The sequence below is a fragment of the Binatus soli (SeqCode) genome (genome assembly GCF_050015535.1).
In the GTDB taxonomy this organism is placed as follows: domain Bacteria; phylum Desulfobacterota; class Binatia; order Binatales; family Binataceae; genus Binatus; species Binatus soli.
The window spans coordinates 163,817-182,918 of sequence record NZ_JBEKBF010000003.1 but is presented as its reverse complement, the minus strand read 5'-3'; the positions used below and the strand labels follow the sequence as shown (position 1 = coordinate 182,918).

At 61.0% G+C, this 19,102-nt stretch carries 22 protein-coding genes; 15 read left to right on the top strand and 7 right to left on the bottom strand.

Annotated features, from left to right (window positions below; genetic code table 11):
- Positions 1–94: 94 nt before the first annotated feature.
- Positions 95–838: an SDR family NAD(P)-dependent oxidoreductase gene (locus tag ABR989_RS03540; RefSeq protein ID WP_428125759.1), complete on the bottom strand. Its 744-nt coding sequence runs from the start codon at positions 836–838 to the stop codon at positions 95–97.
- A 100-nt stretch (positions 839–938) separates the two neighbouring features.
- Here ABR989_RS03540 and ABR989_RS03535 point away from each other — a divergent pair, with 100 nt between their 5' ends.
- From ABR989_RS03535 to ABR989_RS03505, 7 genes are all read left to right on the top strand, one after another.
- The gene (locus ABR989_RS03535) at positions 939–1,568 is read left to right on the top strand and encodes a hypothetical protein (RefSeq protein WP_428125758.1); all 630 of its coding nucleotides are present in this window, start codon (positions 939–941) and stop codon (positions 1,566–1,568) included.
- 99 nt (positions 1,569–1,667) lie between these two features.
- The gene (locus ABR989_RS03530; RefSeq protein WP_428125757.1) at positions 1,668–2,438 is read left to right on the top strand and encodes a type III pantothenate kinase; all 771 of its coding nucleotides are present in this window, start codon (positions 1,668–1,670) and stop codon (positions 2,436–2,438) included.
- Positions 2,439–2,455: 17 nt separating this feature from the next.
- Entirely contained in the window at positions 2,456–3,334 is an 879-nt protein-coding gene (locus ABR989_RS03525) for an MBL fold metallo-hydrolase (RefSeq protein WP_428125756.1), read from the top strand.
- The gene (locus ABR989_RS03520) at positions 3,324–4,235 is read left to right on the top strand and encodes a PDZ domain-containing protein (RefSeq protein ID WP_428125755.1); all 912 of its coding nucleotides are present in this window, start codon (positions 3,324–3,326) and stop codon (positions 4,233–4,235) included. The genes ABR989_RS03525 and ABR989_RS03520 overlap by 11 nt, the downstream gene beginning before the upstream one ends.
- 274 nt (positions 4,236–4,509) lie before the next feature.
- Positions 4,510–5,349, top strand: coding sequence for a 3-methyl-2-oxobutanoate hydroxymethyltransferase (gene panB, locus ABR989_RS03515; protein WP_428125753.1), 840 nt, complete (start codon positions 4,510–4,512; stop codon positions 5,347–5,349).
- Entirely contained in the window at positions 5,346–6,191 is an 846-nt protein-coding gene (gene panC / locus ABR989_RS03510) for a pantoate--beta-alanine ligase (protein WP_428125752.1), read from the top strand. The genes panB and panC overlap by 4 nt, the downstream gene beginning before the upstream one ends.
- A gap of 117 nt (positions 6,192–6,308) precedes the next feature.
- Positions 6,309–6,980 carry a hypothetical protein gene (locus ABR989_RS03505; RefSeq protein ID WP_428125751.1) on the top strand — a complete coding sequence of 224 codons (672 nt, stop codon included), beginning with the start codon at positions 6,309–6,311 and terminating at the stop codon, positions 6,978–6,980.
- Positions 6,981–7,018: 38 nt separating this feature from the next.
- Here the strand turns inward: ABR989_RS03505 and ABR989_RS03500 are convergent, their stop codons facing one another.
- From ABR989_RS03500 to ABR989_RS03480, 5 genes are all read right to left on the bottom strand, one after another.
- Positions 7,019–7,327 carry a helix-turn-helix domain-containing protein gene (locus ABR989_RS03500; RefSeq protein ID WP_428125750.1) on the bottom strand — a complete coding sequence of 103 codons (309 nt, stop codon included), beginning with the start codon at positions 7,325–7,327 and terminating at the stop codon, positions 7,019–7,021.
- Between the two features lie 13 nt (positions 7,328–7,340).
- Entirely contained in the window at positions 7,341–7,709 is a 369-nt protein-coding gene (locus tag ABR989_RS03495; RefSeq protein WP_428125832.1) for a type II toxin-antitoxin system RelE/ParE family toxin, read from the bottom strand.
- An 89-nt stretch (positions 7,710–7,798) separates the two neighbouring features.
- On the bottom strand, positions 7,799–8,113 hold the full coding sequence (locus ABR989_RS03490; protein WP_428125749.1) for a hypothetical protein: 315 nt from the start codon (positions 8,111–8,113) through the stop codon (positions 7,799–7,801).
- A 12-nt stretch (positions 8,114–8,125) separates the two neighbouring features.
- A complete protein-coding gene (locus tag ABR989_RS03485) occupies positions 8,126–9,457 on the bottom strand; it encodes a B12-binding domain-containing radical SAM protein (protein ID WP_428125748.1) in 1,332 nt (443 codons plus the stop codon).
- Between the two features lie 43 nt (positions 9,458–9,500).
- Entirely contained in the window at positions 9,501–10,622 is a 1,122-nt protein-coding gene (locus tag ABR989_RS03480) for a CDP-alcohol phosphatidyltransferase family protein (RefSeq protein WP_428125747.1), read from the bottom strand.
- A 333-nt stretch (positions 10,623–10,955) separates the two neighbouring features.
- Between ABR989_RS03480 and ABR989_RS03475 the strand changes: the two genes are divergently transcribed.
- The 8 genes from ABR989_RS03475 to ABR989_RS03440 all read left to right on the top strand — a co-directional run bounded on the left by ABR989_RS03475 (position 10,956) and on the right by ABR989_RS03440 (position 18,333).
- Entirely contained in the window at positions 10,956–11,699 is a 744-nt protein-coding gene (locus ABR989_RS03475) for an HAD family hydrolase (protein ID WP_428125746.1), read from the top strand.
- The gene (locus tag ABR989_RS03470; protein WP_428125745.1) at positions 11,693–12,424 is read left to right on the top strand and encodes an NTP transferase domain-containing protein; all 732 of its coding nucleotides are present in this window, start codon (positions 11,693–11,695) and stop codon (positions 12,422–12,424) included. Before ABR989_RS03475 ends, ABR989_RS03470 begins: the two co-directional genes overlap by 7 nt.
- Positions 12,421–13,242, top strand: coding sequence for an ATP-grasp domain-containing protein (locus ABR989_RS03465; protein ID WP_428125744.1), 822 nt, complete (start codon positions 12,421–12,423; stop codon positions 13,240–13,242). Before ABR989_RS03470 ends, ABR989_RS03465 begins: the two co-directional genes overlap by 4 nt.
- 44 nt (positions 13,243–13,286) lie before the next feature.
- Positions 13,287–14,651, top strand: a complete 1,365-nt coding sequence (locus ABR989_RS03460; protein WP_428125743.1) for an aspartate aminotransferase family protein — start codon at positions 13,287–13,289, stop codon at positions 14,649–14,651.
- Between the two features lie 15 nt (positions 14,652–14,666).
- Positions 14,667–15,143, top strand: a complete 477-nt coding sequence (locus ABR989_RS03455) for an HAD-IIIA family hydrolase (protein ID WP_428125742.1) — start codon at positions 14,667–14,669, stop codon at positions 15,141–15,143.
- Positions 15,144–15,460: 317 nt separating this feature from the next.
- The gene (groES, locus tag ABR989_RS03450) at positions 15,461–15,748 is read left to right on the top strand and encodes a co-chaperone GroES (protein ID WP_428107295.1); all 288 of its coding nucleotides are present in this window, start codon (positions 15,461–15,463) and stop codon (positions 15,746–15,748) included.
- 78 nt (positions 15,749–15,826) lie between these two features.
- The gene (groL, locus tag ABR989_RS03445) at positions 15,827–17,464 is read left to right on the top strand and encodes a chaperonin GroEL (RefSeq protein ID WP_428125741.1); all 1,638 of its coding nucleotides are present in this window, start codon (positions 15,827–15,829) and stop codon (positions 17,462–17,464) included.
- Positions 17,465–17,862: 398 nt separating this feature from the next.
- Complete coding sequence (locus ABR989_RS03440; protein ID WP_428125740.1) at positions 17,863–18,333, top strand: response regulator; 471 nt, start codon at positions 17,863–17,865, stop codon at positions 18,331–18,333.
- Here the strand turns inward: ABR989_RS03440 and ABR989_RS03435 are convergent.
- Entirely contained in the window at positions 18,266–19,039 is a 774-nt protein-coding gene (locus tag ABR989_RS03435) for a metallophosphoesterase family protein (RefSeq protein ID WP_428125739.1), read from the bottom strand. The two genes, ABR989_RS03440 and ABR989_RS03435, sit on opposite strands and share 68 nt — an antisense overlap.
- Between the last annotated feature and the right edge of the window lie 63 nt (positions 19,040–19,102).

Sequence of the window (19,102 nt, the reverse complement as noted above, 5' to 3'; positions counted from 1 at the left end):
CGCGTGCGCATCAAAAGCAGCGGCGCGCAACTCGACTGCCCGCGCGATTTTTCGTTTTTCGTCTTTCGTTTTTCGTTTTTCGTTGCTCGCCGGATCAGGTTTTTTTCTTCGGCGCGACGCGCGGACGCCATTGCACGAACGACCGCAAATCGACCTGAAACGTCCACGCGCTTTTCGACTGATCGATCAGGTGCACGATCTCGTCGCATATCGCCGCGGGCGGAACGAACTGCGACGGATCCACGTCGGGCATCGACTCCCGCACTCGCGCACTGTCCACGGCGCCGTCCACGTCGAGTGCGGCAGCATGCACGCCGAGATGCATGAACTCGTAGGCGACTGACTCCGCAATCGCGCGCTGCGCCAGCTTCGACGCGTTGTAGGCGGAGTATTGCGCCGGTCCGCTGCGCGACTCCGATCCCAGCACGAAAATCACGGTGCCGGCCTTGCGCTCGGCCATCTTGCCGATGACGGCTTGCGTGCAGAAGAACGGTCCGTATGCGTTCACCTTGAGCTGGAAGTCGAAATCCTGTTCGGTAATTTCGGTGAAGCGCTTGCGAAGATACGCGCCCGCGTTGTTAATCAACACGGAGATCGGTCCGAGCTCGCGTTCGACCGTCTCGACCGCGGCGACGACCTGATCGCGGCGCGAGACGTCGGTCGGCGTCACGACTGCTTTGCCGCCTTGGGCGCGAATTAATTCGGCGGTTTCGTCAAGCTGCGACTTGGTGCGGGCGATCAGCCCGACCGCGTAGCCTTCTTTTGCCATTCGAAGCGCGATGTCGCGGCCGATGCCGCGGCCTGCGCCGGTTACCAATGCGACTTTTGCTTCCGACATAGCGCCGGATCTTAGCCGCTGGCGGCTAGTGTGCAAACCTCCGCGCAAGCGCACCGCAGATTCCTTGGCGCTCGACGAATCGAGTGGTAGTGTAAAATTTATGAGCATGCGGCCGGCGCGATTGATCGTTGCAATATTCGCAGCGCTCGCGATGACCGTCCTTGTGAGCGCGCGCGCCGCGTTTTCGCAGGATGCCGAGGATTCCGCCGCGGGGGCAGATGCCGGTTGGGAAGGGACCGGGCCTGCCGTCGATGAGGGTGCGGGAATGGCGGAAAAGGTCCTGGAGATTCCGCAGCTGACGTGCGCCAACGACGGCGTATCAGTCCCCTGCGCCGACGGCAGCGATGAGGACGCCGACGCCGATGGCCAGGCCGTCAACGCATCGTCGCCGGGTGCGCCGCCTACCCTCGATGACGACACCGCCGACGCTCGCGGGCCCAATCAGGATTGGGGCACGCTCGACGATTACCAGAATGAAGAAGCTTACGGGGTCCCATGCGCGGTGTATCCCTACCCGATGACTGTCGCGGTAGGAACGATGAACAGACCGTCGTCGCTTCCCGCGTCGGCCTACGCGCCGATGAGCAGCCCGCTGACTCAGGCTGCGCGCCCGCCGCTGAATCCCGGCCCGTGGATGATTTCTCCTTCGATGTCCCCGTTCAGCCACCCGGCGGGCAATCCGATGATGGGGATGACGATGTCGCATCCGTCGTTCGGATTGCATCATTAACGGCGCCTCGTCAGCCGTTTCGTTTACGCCGAGTTCACGCGCTATTATCTTGGCCCGCTCGCGTCACTATCGACGGCGGTGCGCGGACGGAGATTTGTCATGCTGATAACGGTTGACGTTGGCAACACCGATACCGTGATTGGAATTTACGAAGGCGAGCGCTTGCGCAATCACTGGCGCATCTCGACCGTTCCCGATCGCACCACCGATGAGCATGGCGCGCTGCTCAACACTCTCTGGGCGGCGGCGGGCCTGGAGGGCAGCCTCAAGCCTGAAGGGGTTGCGATCGCGTGCGTGGTCCCCCCCCTCAACAAGGTGATGGAGCAAGTCGCTGAGCGATATTTCCATTGCGCTCCGCTGATGGTGGGGCCTGGGATCAAAACCGGCATGCCAATCCTCTACGAGAATCCCAAGGAAGTGGGCGCCGACCGAATCGTCAACGCGGTTGCCGCCTACGAGCGCTACGAATGCGCATCTATCGTCGTCGATTTTGGCACCGCGACCACTTTCGACTACGTGACCGGCAAGGGCGAGTACGCCGGTGGTGCGATCGCTCCCGGCTTGGGCGTCTCGATGAACGCGTTGATCGAGCACGCCGCCAAGCTCTATCGCGTCGAGCTGGTTCGCCCGCGCGAGGTTGTCGGCCGCACCACGGTCGGCTCGATTCAGTCCGGGGTGATCTTCGGCTACACCGCCCTGGTGGACGGGCTGGTCGGGCGCATCCAGAAGGAGCGCGGCGAAAAGGCGCGCGTCATCGCGACCGGCGGTCTCGCCGAGCTTATTGCGCCCGAGAGCGAAACGATTGAAGAAGTTGACGAGTTTCTGACATTAAAGGGACTCAGGCTGATCTTTGAGCGCAACCGGCGCTAGCTTTTGAGGGAGGTTCGATGAGCACGCCCGGGCGAGTTGTGACCGATTCGATGATCGGTCTCAAGATGCCGGATTACTCGCGGATATCACCGCGCGTTGCGACCGTGCTCGGCCACAATCCGAGTCCATTTACGGGACCCGGCACGAACACCTACATAGTGGGCGCCTCGAAGCGGCCGCTACTGCTCGACACGGGCCAGGGCGTCGCGATATACGCCGACCTGCTCGAAGCGGCGCTCAAGGAACTCTCCGGCAGTATCGAACTCGAACGAATCGTCCTGACTCATGCACACGTCGATCATCTGGGAGGCGTGCGCCAGGTGATCGAAAGATTCGGCGAGATGGAAGTATTGAAGATGCCGTGGGAGGGCCACGATGCTCCGGCGGGCGCGATTTCCGTGATCGGCCACGACGCCGTAGTTCACACCGAAGGCGCCACCCTGCGCGCGGTATTTACTCCCGGGCATTCGCCCGATCACTTGTGCTATTACTTGGAAGAAGAGCGCGCATTGTTCACGGGGGACGTCGTGCTGGGCGCAGGTACTACAGTCATTCCCGACGATACTGGCGACCTCGGCGAGTACATGGATTCGCTCAGGCGCCTGCTCGCGCTGGATATCGAGACGATTTATCCCGGGCACGGCCCGGTCATCCGCAATCCCAAAGAGAAGATCGGCCAATACATCGCTCATCGCGAATTGCGCGAACGCCAGGTGCTCGAGGCGCTCGCGCACAGTGCGGGACCGCTCGAGGCGATGGCGATCGTGAAGAAGATCTACGTTGACGTTCCTGAGTATCTGCATCTTGCCGCGGCAAGCTCGGTCCGCTCTCATCTGCGAAAGCTCGAGCGAGAGGGCCGCGTGGTGGAGCATGAAAAGCGCTGGAGTGCTAACTAGCAAAGCGCGGGAGTATCGCGCTTTTGGCGCATCGATCGCCGCGATGCTGCTCGTTCTGTTCGCAAGCGCGCCCGCGGCTGCGCAGTCGGGCGCCGAAACCGCCGCCTCCGAGACGTGGAAGACGGCAGCCGCATCAGCCGCCGCGTCTGCCCCAACTGCGGGGTCCGGCGCTGGCGCCCCGATCGCGGAAGCCGCTGCGCCATCGCCTGCGCGCACTGCCATCGCGCCATCCGCCGATTCCGCGACCGCCACTGGCCCATCGAACATGGTTGCGACGCCGCCCGATCTCGACGGCGCGCAGCCCGGCACCGCGGAGATTCCGCCCGCCAATCCTGCCGACGCGTCGCAGCAGCAGCCGCCGAGCCATGCGGATTCGCAGCCATCCAATGAGAACAGCGAAGTCGCGCGTTATCAGGAGGAGCAGAGCGGGTTGCCGCCCGAGCAGCTCAGGAGCTTGCAGCAGTTCGACAGCGAGGGCGAGCTTTCGACTCCATTCGGAATGCAATTGCGTGAAGCGCGGCGCACGCTCAAATCCGGCGAAGAGGCTGAGGGCCTGCTGGTTATTGCCGTCGAAAAAGGCAGCCCGGCCGCGGCGGTTGGCTTGCACCCCTACAGTCACACCGTCCATGACGCGCTTGCCGCGGCTGCGATGGTGGGAGCGGTTTTCTCTGGTGGATTGGCGGTGGTGGTCATTCCCGCGTTGGACTACATGCAAATCGGCGAGAGCTACGACATGATCATCGGCGTCGACGGCTCGCGTGTGACCAACTTTCTCGACTTCCAGGACCGCATGCGCGACCTTCAGCCGGGCGAGGTGATCTACTTAAGCGTAGTGCGCAACGGCAAACGCCTCCAGGTGACGATGCCGGTGCCGGCCGACGTTTTGCAAGCCACCAACTGATCGAGCCTCCCGAGCTTTACGCGCCCGGCGACTTTCTCTATATTTCTTTATCTCGCCCGTCGAGGAAGACTTTTCCCGGCGAGACGGTGTTGAGTTGAGTGCCTCCCGTGCGGAGGCGATGACATTTGGCGTCTGCTCGCGCCTGGATCCGATGTTTGGACCGGGACTCCGAGTGATTCGAGCGCTCGTTCATTCGAGGTTGCTCTGATGCGGGGTTGCCGGGTACGCGGCAGCCCCGATTTTCTTGGAGCGACAGGATCGTTTGGGAGAGAATATGACGCAAGACAAAGTTCGCGTGCCCGATCTCGCGCGCATGAAGGCCGCGCGGCAGCCGATCACGATGCTGACCGCGTACGACTTTCCATTCGCCAGAATCTTCGACAACTGCGGCGTCGATCTGCTCCTGGTCGGCGATAGTCTCGCCATGGCGGTGCGCGGCGAGGCCAACACCCTCGCCGTCACCATCGACGAGGTCATCTACCACACTCGTGCAGTTGCGCGCGCGCGACGCCGGGCGCTGGTCGTCGCCGACATGCCGTTCCTATCGTATCAGGTAAGTCCCGAAGACGCGTTGCGCAACGCCGGCCGTCTCGTCAAGGAAGGCGGCGCTGAGGCGGTGAAGCTCGAAGGCGGCGTCGCGATAGCCGAAGCGGTGGCGAGAATCACGGCTGTCGATATTCCGGTGATGGGCCACGTCGGACTGACGCCCCAGTCGGTTCATCGGATGGGCGGGCATCGCGTGCAAGGCCGCAAATCCGGCCGCGCGCCCGGATGCCGCGAACGCCTGCTCGAAGACGCCGCCGCACTCGAAGCCGCGGGCGCATTCGCGATCGTCGTCGAGGGCGTGCCACCGTCGTTGGCGCGCGAGATAACCGCCCGCGTCGCTATCCCGACCATCGGCATCGGCGCCGGGCCCGATTGCGACGGCCAGGTGCTCGTGATGCACGATATGCTTGGCCTCGGCGAGTCGTGCGCGCCGCGCTTCGCCAAGCCGTTCGCGCATCTGTGGAACGAGTCCGCGGCCGCTGCAAGCACCTACGTGCGCGAAGTGAAGGAACGCGCGTTTCCGGCGCCGGAACATTGTTACGCCGAATCGAGGGGCGCCTCGCGATGATGGTCATTACCTCGCCCGGCGAGATGACCCGTTATTCCAGTGACGCGCTTCAACGTGGTGAACGAATCGGGCTGGTCCCCACGATGGGCTGTCTGCACGAGGGGCATCTGGTGCTGATGCGCGAGGGCCGGCGCCGATCCGCGGTTCTGGTCGCGTCGATCTTCGTCAATCCCACCCAGTTCGGACCCGGCGAGGACTTCGCGCGCTATCCGCGCAACTTCGAGCGCGACTGCGCGATGCTCCAGACCGTGCCGGTGGACGTGGTGTTCGCGCCGGAGCCGAGTGCGATGTACTCGCCCGACGCGCAGACCTTTGTCGACGTCGGCGAGATTACCAGCGGCCTGTGCGGGCCTCATCGCCCCGGCCATTTCCGCGGCGTGACTACCGTGGTCGCCAAGCTGTTCAACATCGTCAAACCGCATCTGGCGGTTTTCGGCGAGAAGGATTTCCAGCAGCTGCGCGCGATCCAGCGGATGGTCCGTGACCTTAACTTCGACGTCGAAATTATTCCGGTGCCTATCGTGCGCGAAAAGGACGGCCTCGCGATGAGTTCGCGCAACGCCTACCTCTCAAGCGCCGAGCGCGAAGACGCGCTGGCGCTGAGCCTCGCGATCCGCGCAGCCCGCGAGAAGCATCGCGCGGGCCCATGCTGCGCCGAGGAAATCGTGTTCGCGGCGACTCGTGTGCTCAACCGGATGAAAGGAATTGCGATCGAATACGTCGAAGCTGTTGATGCCGAGACGCTTGCGCGTCATCCGTCGCTCGATCGTCCGATTCTAGTCGCGATAGCGGCCCGCGTCGGCAAGACGCGGCTAATCGACAACGCCGTGCTGCAGCCGTAACCGCGCCCGCCAGTCATCTCTCGCAAACGATTTGTGGACTCTCGCCGTGAACCCGCCGCGAGGTGTAGCCTCTTCGATAACGAACTGATCGCAAAGACCCCTCGCCGAGGATGCGCCATGCTGCTTGAGGACGAAATTCGCAAATTTGTAAAACGTAATCCGTTCACCGTGCCGCACATATCTCTCACAGACCTTGAGAGGAGCTGCCACGAGTACGAAAACGGCGGCTGGGATTCCGCTTATAGAATCGCTACCACCCTGGTGCACGAAGGATGGAGTAATCCTCCTCACTTACAAAAGGTCGTAGATGGGTTGAACGTGCTATTGCGAGTTTGGAATCAGCAGTTTTATGGCCCGAGCGGTTTCAACGAGCGAGGCGTTGAAGAATGGTTGGGAAACAACTGGCAGAAAATCGATAGATTTCACAGAGAAGATATTTCCTCATTGGACGCAAGCACTCACGAAGCAATAGCGGGAACATTCATCGAATTGCTAGCTCGACTGAAAAAAACTTTAGACGGGAAGCAGAGTCCTGTCTCAGTTGGGAAGGCGCTCCATCTCTTAGCTCCGCGGTTCTTTCCGGCATGGGACAGTGACATCGCGTGCAATTGGAAGTGTCGGTACTCGACCTGGCCAAGCGTGGCATACATCGTTTTCTGCCACCGGATAAAAGAATTTGCCGCGCCGTTGAAAGAAGCCCTCGCAGCGGACGATTCGCCGCGTCGCGCTTGGCTCTCGGAGAAGACACTCCTAAAGCGAATTGACGAGTATAACTACGTCAACCGGTAAGGGCGGAGTTAGGTCATCGAGAGTCAGGAGGCCGCCGGCTACGCCACTGCCACCGCACGATCGCGTCGGGATTTCGGCCGAACTTTGATCTCGACCCTTTGGTCAAGTGCGGCTAGAAACCGCATGATTCGCTCAAGCGAAAATCCGTCGAGATGCCCTCGGAGCAGTGCAGATATTTTAGGCTGAGTTACGCCGAGAATCTGCGCAGCTTCGACCTGGCTGAGTTCTCTCTTCTCGATAATCGCGGAGATTTTGAAAACCAGGTCGGCTTTTGCCTGAAGCACGTCTGCATCCGCCAGTCCGAGATCGCGGAACACATTGCCGCTGCCTCTGGTCACCATTTCCATCGATCCGCTCCTTTCACTTCTTTCCGGACTTGTAGTCCTGCTCCGCGACTTTGAGCCTCTGCTTGATTAGATCGAGGTCGCTCTTCGGAGTCTCGATTCCCTTTTTCGACTTCTTTTGGAATGCGTGTAGGACATAAACCACATCGGCAAATCGCACCGTATAAACCGTTCGAAGCGTGTCCCCGTCGAAGTCATCAACGATCTCGACCACGCTCGCACCGCCGAATCCTTTCATTGGCTTCGCGTCTTTGTGCTTTCCACCTAGTTGCGCCGCGGTCAGCGCGGTTCCGACTACGAGCGTAACTTTCTTCGGAAATCTCTGGAGATCTGATTGCGAACCGCCCACGAACCTTACTGGTTTTCGTTTCGGCGGCTCGCCCATGCGAAAGTATCCCATAAATGGGATAGAGCGTCAAGCTCGGCTTCGTCTCAGTGGAATGAGCAGAAGCTATCGAGTGCGAACGATCCCGCTCACGTCATCAGCAGAATCAGCAGGCCGCCGGTTACGATGAATCCACCGCCCAGCAGGATTCTGTCGTCGGGAATCTGCCTGAAAAGAATGAACGAGATAACCTGCGACACTACGAAGAAGACCGCGATGTAGATTCCCATCAGTCGATTGAAATCGACACCGCTCAGATTGACCAGCACTCCGTAGGCGAAAAGAACGAGTCCACCCGCCGCCATCCAGTAGGCCGGTCCGCGAAGTCCTATCCGGATGAGCGCGTCGCCGCCCACTTCGAGCGCCGCGGCAAGCACCAGGATCGCGAGAGTCTTTAAGATCAAATCCGGGCTGGCCTAATAATAATCAACCGGGTCGATCTGCCGCTTGGCGCCCCAGTAGAAAAGCATATTCTCAGTCAGTCCCTGCCAGGTGAATTTCCCCGGCGGCATCAGGAGGCGCTTGAACATCGACTTGAGCGAGTAGAACTCCTTGGTGCATCGCCACACGCCTTCTTCGACTTCCTGCGGCGACATGTTCTTGGGCACGAACATGCAGCGGAAGTTGTTGGTGTAGAGGTCGGCGTCGGGGATGATCACGCGGCCCTCGTCCTCGAGCTGCGTGCGCATCGGCGTGCCCCTGCGCGGCGTCACGGTGTTGAAGAACGCCTCGGGCGCCTTGACCTCGTGCAGGAACTTGAGCGTGTCGTCGAAAATTTCCGGACGGTCCTCTTCCAGCCCGAACATGAAGTTGAGCGAATAGTAAATCCCGTATTTTTCCAGCTTCTTGAGCAGCTTCTTGTAATGGCCCGCGTGATTCTGAATCTTGTTCATCGACAGCAGGCTGTCCTGGCTGATCGATTCGACCCCGATGTTGACGTGGAAGACCCCCGCCTTGGCCGCCAGTTCCAGCAACTCGTCGTCGTGATTCGAGTTGATCGTCCACAGGCACGAGAAGCGGATGTTGAGCGGCTCGAGCGCCTTGAACAGCTCGCGCGCGAACTTGTGCTTGCCCGTGATCTGATCGTCGATGAACTGAAAGCGCTTGAAGCCGGTAATCTTGACGACCTGCTTTATCTCCTCGACGATGTCCTCGATCGGCCGCGTCCGATACGCGCCGTCGTAGAAGACCGGAATCTCGCAGAACGAGCACCGATAAGGGCATCCGCGGCTTGCCTGCACCGGCACCGCCTTGAACAGGTAGCGGTTAAGCTTGAGCAGCTCGTGGCGCGGCCGTGGCAGGTTCTTCAGATCGTGCAGCTTGTCGGACTTGTAAATGTGCTTGAGTTTGCCGTCGCGCCAATCCTGCAGCAGTTCGGGCCACACCAGGTCGGCCTCGCCCTTCACCACCGCGTCGCAATGCTGGAGAGCCTCTTCGGCCTGCAGCGTCGCATGGAATCCGCCGAACACGACCGGGATGCCGCGCTTGCGGAACTCGTCGCCGAGTTGGTACGCGCGCAGCGACGCGCCGATCGTCGTCGTCATGCCGACCAGGTCCCATCCACCGTCGAAATTGATGTCCTCGAGACGTTCGTCACATAGCGTTACGTCGTAATCGTCGGGCGTCAGTCCCGCCATCAGCGGAATCATCAGGCCCATGATTAGCCGCCAGCGGGTCTTATGCGGAGTGCCGTCGAGATGGACGGTGGTGGGTTGCACCAACAGAATTCGGGGCTTCTTGCCGTTCATACTTCCTCTGCCTGCAGGGCTTGCTTCGCCTTGCTACAGGCTTTCAGTCTCCATTGACGATTGACGATCGACGATTGACGATTGACGATGCGGTCCGGCCGGTAATCCAGATCAGGACCAGGGCAAACACGTAACTGCCGAATGCCGTGCCCCATGCGAAGTACTCCAGCCGATTAGCTATTGCCAGGACCACGACCAGGTAGGCGAAATCGCGCCCGCTCCATCGATCGACTTTGTCCAGCCACGCCGCCGCCTGCGCGCCCTTTATCTTGAAGGCGCGCCAGGTCGCGTAAACGCACATCATGAATCCGCCGAGCAGGATCGGAATCAGGTACAGGTAAGCGCGGCTGTGGTCCACCCGGTAGCATCCCACGAGCAAGCCTACGAAAACGGCGACGTGCACAATATTGTCGGTGGCTATATCGAGCGCGCCGCCAAACTCGCTCTCGACCATTTTAAGCCGCGCCAGTTCGCCATCGACGCCATCGATCGTGATCGAGATCAAAAAGAAAATTGCCGCGAACAGCCGCATCCAGTAATTCGGAACCGAGAACATCCAGGCGCACGTCAGGCCGAACGCCGTGTTGGCGACCGTGACCATGTTGGGCGTGACGCGGGTCTGCGCGAGCCAGTAGCTGATTCGCCACGAAATCCGGCGGTCAACCCATCGCGCCATCGGCGCGTCTTTGTGGGCCGATTCCTCGCGAATCGATTTCGCCAGCCGCAGTTCCGCTTCTTCGCGATCGTCGGGTCGCCCGTTCAGCGCGAACGGCAGCAGACTCGCCGCCGGCGCCGCGAGCCGGGTCGAAGTTCCCCCGCTCTTGAGAATCTCGCCGATCGGACCGGTCGCGATTTCGCCGCCCTGGTCGAGATCCGTGCTGACTGTCCGATGCACCAATCGCGGATTGGAGGCGTGGGCGTCCAGGAGCCGGGCCAACTGCGACTTCGCAAATACCAGGTTTCCAGAAAAGGATACGCACGGCGATGACGGGTCGATGCCCAATCCCTGCGCATTCCGACGATTCAGAATCTCACTGAACGATTCGACCATCGAGACCGTGTCGCGATCTTTGAACCGGCCCATCGCGCGAGCGACGTCCGGATACAGCTCGCGTGGCGCCGCCACGACAAACCGTTTGATCCCGGCGCGTTCGCAATTAATCATCAGCCGCTCTAACAGCGGGCGGCCGAAGACCGCGTTATTCGCGCGATCGGGTGCAGCGATTAGAGCAGTATCAATCACCAACGTCTTATTTGAACCCGGTTTTCCCCCGTCTTCTGCAATTGGCGTCACGGTAACATAGCCGTAATGCGAGCGGAAGTAGGCCTGCTACTAACTTCCATTCCGAATTATGAATTCGGTCGCTGTATCAAGCTTATTTCATCGCTGCTCTCGAGCACATCGTCGATCGAAACGGCGCTGCTTTCCGATTCGCCGCAACTTTTAATCGGCATCGAACTAGAGGCAGCCTGCCGCGGCTGATAAACTGACGGATTCATGGCCACGATTACCGCTCTGCTATTCGATTTTGGCGGCACGCTCGACGGGCCTGCGCATTGGCTCGATCGGTTTCTCTCAAGCTACCGCGCCGCGGGAATCGAAATTTCGCGCGCCGAACTCGACCCGGCCTTCGAGCATGCAACGCGAATCGGATACGGCGCGACCAGGATCGTGGCGCGCTTCGGGATGACGGACCTGGTGCGATTCCTGGTTGGCCACCAATTCGAATACCTCCGGAAAAGCGGCCCGCACACGCTTCGAGCGATACTCGGCAACTCCGGCGCCGCAGGACGCCATCGATTCGTCGAGCGCGTCACGAACTCTTTCGTCCGCGAGACGTCTGCCGGACTGGCGCATAGCCGCGACGTCATCGGCACGCTCAAGGGTCGCTTCAAAATGGGCGTCGTATCTAACTTCTATGGAAATCTCGACGGCATCCTGGTGGAGGCGAAACTGGATCGATTCTTCGACGCGGTTGCCGATTCATCGCGCGTTGGAATTTTCAAGCCCGAGGCGGGCATCTTCGAAGCCGCGCTGGAAAAAATGCATTGCGCGCCCGAATCGACCGCGATGATTGGCGATTCTCTCGCCAAGGATTGCGCACCCGCACACAGACTCGGAATGCGGACCGTCTGGCTGCGCACCACTGAATCGCAATGGGGCGATGGTGCTTCCCAGCCGGACACCGCCGCCGACATCACGATCCGATCGATCGACGAAGTTGCGCAAATTCAATGGTGAAGGGATTGCAAGGTGCGATTATTGCCGCCGGCCGCGGCGAGCGGCTGCGCAACTCGACGCGCGACGATATTCCCAAGCCGCTCGTCAAGCTGGGCGGCGAGGCGATGCTCTTGCGGCAGGCGCGTGCGCTTACCGAGGCGGGAGCATCCTCGGTTGTTGCGGTGATCAACTCCGAGACGGCGCGGGTTGCGAGCGAAGACGCAACGGCCCTGGAGATTCCGCCGTCGGTCCGGCTCGTCGTTCGCGACACTGCCAACTCGATGGAAACGATGCTGTCGCTGGCCGACGTGCTGGAACCGGGATGGTTTATCGCGGCGACCGTGGACGCCGTAATTCCGCAGGCGGAATTGGCGCGTTTTGTTAATGAATCGCGCCGGAAAATCGAGGATTGCAGCGAAAAAAAATTGGCAGGCGTGCTGGCCGTCACGCGATGGCGCGGCGAGGACAAGCCGCTTTTCGCCGATGTAACAGAAAATGGCTTGATCCTGCGGCTCGGCAACCGGCAGACTTCTATGGTGACGGCGGGACTCTATTTCCTGTCGACACGAGTTTTTGACTACGCCGCTGACGCGCGCCGCGTGGGACTCGACGCGCTCCGCCGCTTTCTCGCGCTGATCATCGAGCGCGGAATGCAACTGGATGCGATTGAAATCGAAGGATCGATCGACGTCGATGAAGCGTCGGACCTCGACGCCGCGCGCATCGCTATACGGAAGATGCCATGAGTTATCGAGCTTTGGGAATTTATCGGGAACCCGAATTTTCACCGGGCAAGGTCGAGGCCGACGCCGCGATTCTTGACGCCACCTTGTCGGAGCTGAAGCGCGAAGGCGTCGAGATTCAGGCGATGGATGCGGTCAGCTTCGCGATGGCCGCAGCCACCCGCGTCGATATCGTACTGCCGATGTGCCAGGGTGCGCGCGCGCTCAAGCGTCTGGCCGAAGTCGAGCAGGCGGGAGCGGTCGCGATCAACTCCGCGCTCTCGATTCGCAACTGCTACCGCGATCTGCTCGCGCCGGGGCTGGAGCGGGCCGGAGTGCCGACTCCCCCGGGCGCGCTGGTGGAGGCAGACGAGCCGCTTGATGCGCGCAAGCTGGCCGGGCTGGATTTGTCGGCGGGCGTGTTCGTCAAGCGCGGCGACTTGCATGCGCTCGCCCCTGAAGATGTGCAGCGGGCGGCCGATCGCGCCGAGGTCGAATCGATTCTCGCCGATTTCGTACGGCGCGGAATCCGCTTCGCCTACCTGCAGCAGGAAGTCGTCGGCCGGGTCGTCAAATTTTACGGCGTCAGTGGAGTTTCCTATTTCACCATTCAACCCGAAGGTGAGGAAGTTGCCGAAGCCGCTGTGCGCGCGCTGTCGGAAGCGGCTTTGGCGGCAGCCGCCGCGCTTGGGCTCGAGGCATGGGGTGGCGACGCGGTCTTGAGTGGCGATCGTTTTGCGATTATCGACTTTAACGACTGGCCCAGTTATAGCCGGGTGCGCCGACCTGCCGCTCGCGCGATCGCACGCCGCGCGATGAGTCTGCTTGGCCGCCCGCGCTAGACGCGGCAAGAAATTCAAACAAGGAATCGGACCGCCGCCATTCGATGAGAACAACCACCAACGGAAAACTTCCCGCAATCAAGACATCGGTTCCAGGCCCCAAGTCGAAGGAGATCTTCGATACCGAACAAAAGTATATCGCGCCGGGCCGCCAGCGAATTTCGCTGCTCGCCGGTCTCGCGTTCGATCACGGCGAAGGCGCGACGCTTACCGACGCCGACGGCAACACCTACGTGGATTTTTTCGCAGGCGTCGCGGTCGCGAGCCTCGGCCATGCGCATCCCGCACTGGCGCAAGCGCTGGCGCGCCAGGCGTCGCGGCTGATAGTCGGCACGTTCGCGACCAAAGAGCGCGCGGCGGCGTTCAAGCTGCTGGCCGAAGTCGCGCCCGCGGGACTCAACCGCGCGCATCTATATAGCGGCGGCGCGGAGGCGGTCGAAGCCGCGCTTCGGCTGGCGCGTTCTGCCACCGGCAAGCACGAAGTTGTGAGTTTCTGGGGCGGCTTCCATGGCAAGACCGGCGGCGTGATCGGACTTATCGGCGACGAATCGAAGCAAGGCTACGGACCGCTGCAGGGCGGGCAATACACGGCGCCGTACGCGGACTGCTACCGATGCCCGTTCAAGTTGAAGCATCCCGAGTGCGGACTCTATTGCGTCGATTTCGCGCGCCAGCAAATCAAGATGAGTTCCGGCGGCGCGCTCGCTGCGATCGTCGCGGAGCCGATGCAGGGCACCGCCGGCAACGTGATTCCGCCCGACGACTGGATGCCGGCGGTCAAATCGGTGGCCAAGGATTTCGGCGCGCTGCTAATCGCCGACGAAATGATCACCGGCTTCGGACGGACCGGAAAATGGTGGGGCGTCGAGCACAGCGGCGTTCGCCCGGATATCGTCACCGTCGGCAAGGGAATGGGCTCCGGATACCCGGTTTCGGGCGTGCTGCTGAGCGACGAACTGGGCAAGGCGGAGCCGTTCTCGAAGCCAAGCGCGTCGTCGTCGAGCTACGGCGGAAATCCGCTCGCGGCGGTGGCGGTGGCGGAAACGATTGGCGCGATTCAGAAACAGCATCTGGTCGAGAACTCGCGCAAGGTCGGCGCGATGATGCTGTCGCGGCTGGTGCAACTCAAGGAAAAGTACCAGTTCATCGGCGATGTCCGCGGCAAGGGACTGCTGATCGGCGTCGAGCTGGTCCGCGATCTCGAGACCAAGGAACTGCTCGGCAAAAAAGTCACCGAGCTGATATTCGCCGAATGCCTCAAGCGCGGACTGGTGATCATGGCCTACTTTCCCAAGATTCGAATCAATCCCGCGCTGGTTATTACCGAGGCGCAGGCCGAGGCCGGCGTCGCGATCCTCGACGAAGTATTCGCGTACGTTCGCGACCACGTCGATTGGCGCCACGCATAAGAGCGATTTGTTCAGATGGCCAATCCGAATGGCAACGCAGCGCTGTTCTTCGATCTCGGCGGCACGCTGGTCAAGCTCAACGACGCGCGCGAGATTCCGCTCGACGCAAACGGCGACGTAGTAGTCGAACTGCTTCCCGGCGTGGCTGAAAAGCTTCGCCCGATTCACGACCATCTGATGTTTGTCGTGACCAACCAGGCGGGAATCAGGCGCGGCCGGCTCACGGCGGAAAAAATGGAGGCCGCGCTCGCGAAGCTCGACCGTCAGCTCGGCGACATCCTGACCGCGTGGCAAATCTGTCCGCATACCGACGACGACAAGTGCCAGTGCCGCAAGCCCAAGGGCGGAATGATCACGGAGCTCGCCGACCTGTACGGCGTGGATTTGGCATCGTCGACGATGGTCGGCGATCAGGAGGTCGATAGGCTGGCGGGCGAAGCGGCGGGCGTAGCCAGGTTCGTCGCGGCCAAAGATTTCTTCGGGCAGGGCTGAGCCCTGCACCCACCGTTAAGGCCGCGCTCCGTTGTCGCGCGCGGCCCCTGCCAAGGGCTTAATCCTGCGCTGCCGTCGCCACGGCCAGGGGTGACCCCTGCACTCAATGTTAAGAAGACCGGCGCCGCAAGCATCCACGGCCCGTCCACAGGATTATGCACAGGGCTTGCATTTCTTGCGTATCAGACTAAACTGCGGTTAGCACTCGGACATTGCGAGTGCCAATTGACAGAACCCGGACAGTAATTAACTTTCCCACAGCTGGAATCGTCCAGCCAAGCAACACTTTTAGCAAGCAAGGAGGCTGCTGGTCCCCAATGAAAATCAAGCCACTGGGCGATCGAATTCTCGTCAAGCGTATCAAGGAAGAGGAGCGGACCAAGGGTGGAATAATCATCCCGGACACCGCCAAGGAAAAGCCCCAGGAGGGCAAGGTTGTCGCCGTCGGCAAGGGCAAATATGGCGACGACGGCAAGCTTATCCCCATCGAGGTCAAGGCGGGGGACAAGATCCTGTTCGGCAAATACTCGGGCAGCGAGTTCAAGCATGAGGGCGAAGACCTGCTGATCCTGCGCGAGGACGACATCCTGGGAATCATCGAGTAGGCATTTCGGCCTGCTTGCAAGCGAATCCCAATCTGATCCGATGAAACCTTCAAAAAATATAGGAGAGGCAAAAGAACCATGCCTGCAAAGATAGTTCGTTTCGGACAAGAATCGCGCGAGAAGATCCTCAGAGGGGTCAATGTTCTCGCCGATGCCGTCACCGTGACGCTCGGTCCCAAGGGCCGAAACGTCGTGTTGGAGAAGAGCTTCGGCGCTCCGACCGTGACCAAGGACGGCGTAACAGTCGCCAAGGAAATCGAGCTCGAAGACAGGTTCGAGAACATGGGCGCGCAGATGGTCAAAGAGGTCGCATCGAAGACCTCCGACGTGGCGGGCGACGGCACCACCACCGCCACCGTGCTGGCCCGGCAGATCTTCACCGAGGGCATCAAGATGGTGGCCGCGGGGCATGATCCGATGTCGCTCAAGCGGGGAATCAATCGCGCAGTCGAGGCTATCACCGCCGAGCTCAAGAACCTGTCCAAGCCGACCAAGGATCGCAAGGAAATCGCGCAAGTCGGGACGATTTCGGCCAACAACGATTCGACCATCGGCGACATCATTGCCGAGGCGATGGAGAAGGTCGGCAAGGAAGGCGTCATCACGGTTGAAGAGGCGCGCGGACTGGAGACCCAGCTCGAAGTGGTCGAGGGTATGCAGTTCGACCGCGGCTACCTGTCGCCGTACTTCGTGACCGATCCGGAGCGGATGGAAGCGAAGCTCGACGACGTGTTCATCTTAATACACGAGAAGAAGATTTCGTCGATGAAGGATTTGCTTCCGATCCTCGAGACGATCGCCAAGAGCGGCAAGCCGTTCCTGATTATCGCCGAGGACATCGAAGGCGAGGCGCTGGCGACGCTGGTGGTGAACAAGATTCGCGGCACGCTGTCGTGCGTCGCGGTCAAGGCGCCCGGCTTCGGCGATCGGCGCAAGGCGATGCTCGAAGACATCGCGATCCTGACCGGCGGGCGCGCTATTTCCGAAGAACTCGGGCTCAAGCTCGAGAACATCACGCTGAACGACCTCGGCCGCGCCAAGCGCTTGGTCGTGGACAAGGACAACTGCACGATCATCGACGGCGCAGGCAAGAAGGCCGACATCGAGGGTCGTATCAAGCAGATTCGCGCGCAGATCGAAGAGACCACCTCGGACTACGATCGCGAGAAGCTCCAGGAACGGCTGGCCAAGCTGGTCGGCGGAGTGGCCGTGATTCGGGTGGGCGCCGCGACCGAAGTCGAGATGAAGGAAAAGAAGGCACGCGTCGAGGACGCGCTGCATGCAACCCGCGCCGCAGTGGAAGAAGGCGTGGTCCCGGGCGGCGGCGTCGCGCTGATTCGCGCCTCGGGCGTGCTCGACAACATGCGCGCCAGCGAGGCGGAAAAAGTCGGCATCGCGATCGTCAAGAAGGCGATCGAAGGCCCGGCGTGGTGGATCGCATCCAACGCGGGATGGGAAGGCTCGGTGGTGGTCGACAAGATCAAGAACAACAAGGGGCCGTTTGGATTCAACGCGGCCAGCGAGGAGTTCGAGGATCTGATGAAGGCCGGAATCATCGACCCGACCAAGGTCGTTCGCAGCGCGCTGCAGAACGCGGCGTCGGTGGCGAGCCTGCTGCTGACGACAGAGTGCATGGTGGCGGAGAAGCCCGAAGAAAAAGGCGGGGGCGGAGGCGGCGGAATGCCGGGCGGAATGCCTCCGGGCGGCATGATGTAATCGAGAACTGAATTGCGCGCGCCAAGTCACTACTTGGCGACATGGTTAACATCAGCGGCGGGGCCATCGAGGCTCCGCCGCTGTTTTTTTTACTCTCCAAAACGCGTTGCAAGCCGACGCGTGAATGTTCTATATCGCTCCTGAGTGATGTCACTGCGATGCAACAAATCGCTCGCGTGCAACGACGATCGAAGATTCCAATCGCACTATGGGCGGACTGGATGGCGCCCAAATACTCAATGAACTGGCCCCGAATCGGCCGCGGTCCGTGGGTTAGCAAATCGGGCAGTAGCGTTGTTCGAAGCTCACATCTCTTGGCCCCGCCCTTGCTAAATAATCTACGGGTCGAACGCCTTGGTGATTGGGCCGGTGCAGCGCTCGTCCAGGAGGAGCCGTTGATGGCAGTGCGAGTGCTCATTGCGCACAGTTCGGGAATCACGCGCGACATCATACGCAATCATCTCGAGTGCGGCGGATGTCAGGTGGTAGCGGAAACCGGAACAGTCGCGCAGACAATCGACATTTTTCGCACGACGCGCCCAGATGTGATCATGCTCGACATCGGGCTGCGCAGTGCGAAGGGGATTGACGCGTTATCGCTGTTCAGGACGATTCGCCACGAGTCGCCTGCGACGTCGATCGTGATCATCAGCGCGTCGCAGTCACCCGATGATCAGCGAATCTACCTGCGCGAGGGCGCGCTCGAATGCATCGTGGAGCCGTTCAACAGTTGCGGCTTGGAGCGGATGTGGCGCCGGCTGTTGGATGTTTATCCCCAGCTCAAGTGCACGACGAGGCTGCCTACGGGCCCTGATTCCAGCCCACCATCAAGCGTTCAATTGAGACGGGCTGGCCGGGCACGCAATTGACCCACAGCACCCATCCGGAATTCTCGTTCGAATAGAGCGGCGCCGGCGTTCCGCAATAAAAGGCGCGCGTCGAGCCCTGTGACACGTCGCCTAAGACGTGCACGTGGCCGAGCGCCACGTAGTCGTAGCGCGAGCGTTCGATTTCCGCCGGCGTGATCGGCGACGATCGTTCAATCTCGCCTTCCTCCATAAAAAATCCGTGCGCCAGCGCGATGTTCCAGAGTCCTTCCTGCCGCTCGGGTACGCCGCTCAGCGGCCGGTAGTCCGGCGTATGCTCGACCACCGCGCGGCCCCATACGCGAGCCGCAAGCTCGGGAAAGTCGATTGTCCTGCCCTCGGGCTCGAGAATCAGGTGCAGATTTTTCGGCAGCGTGCCGGGCGCGAGGCCGGTGTAAATCGATCGCTCGTCGTGCGCGTCATGATTGCCGGGAATCATCACGACCGGCATCCGCGCCCGTCCGATCGTTCCCAGCGCGAAGGCGAGGCCTTCTTCGTTGACGCGCGCCGAATCGAACAGGTCGCCGACTATCAGCAGCATGTCGGCGTTGCGGTCGTTGGCGATGTCGATGACCCGGGCAAATGCGTTGCGCACTCGGTCGCGCAACTGCACGCCGCGCTCGCCTGACCCAAACGTATCGGTTTCCAGATGAATGTCGGAAGTATGAACGATCCTGAGTGGATTATGCGGATGCGGCTTGCCTGGCAAAATTGCGTCCTTCGATGCACCCGTCGGGTCGCGGGCGCTCGGTTCCGGTCGATGACAACATGC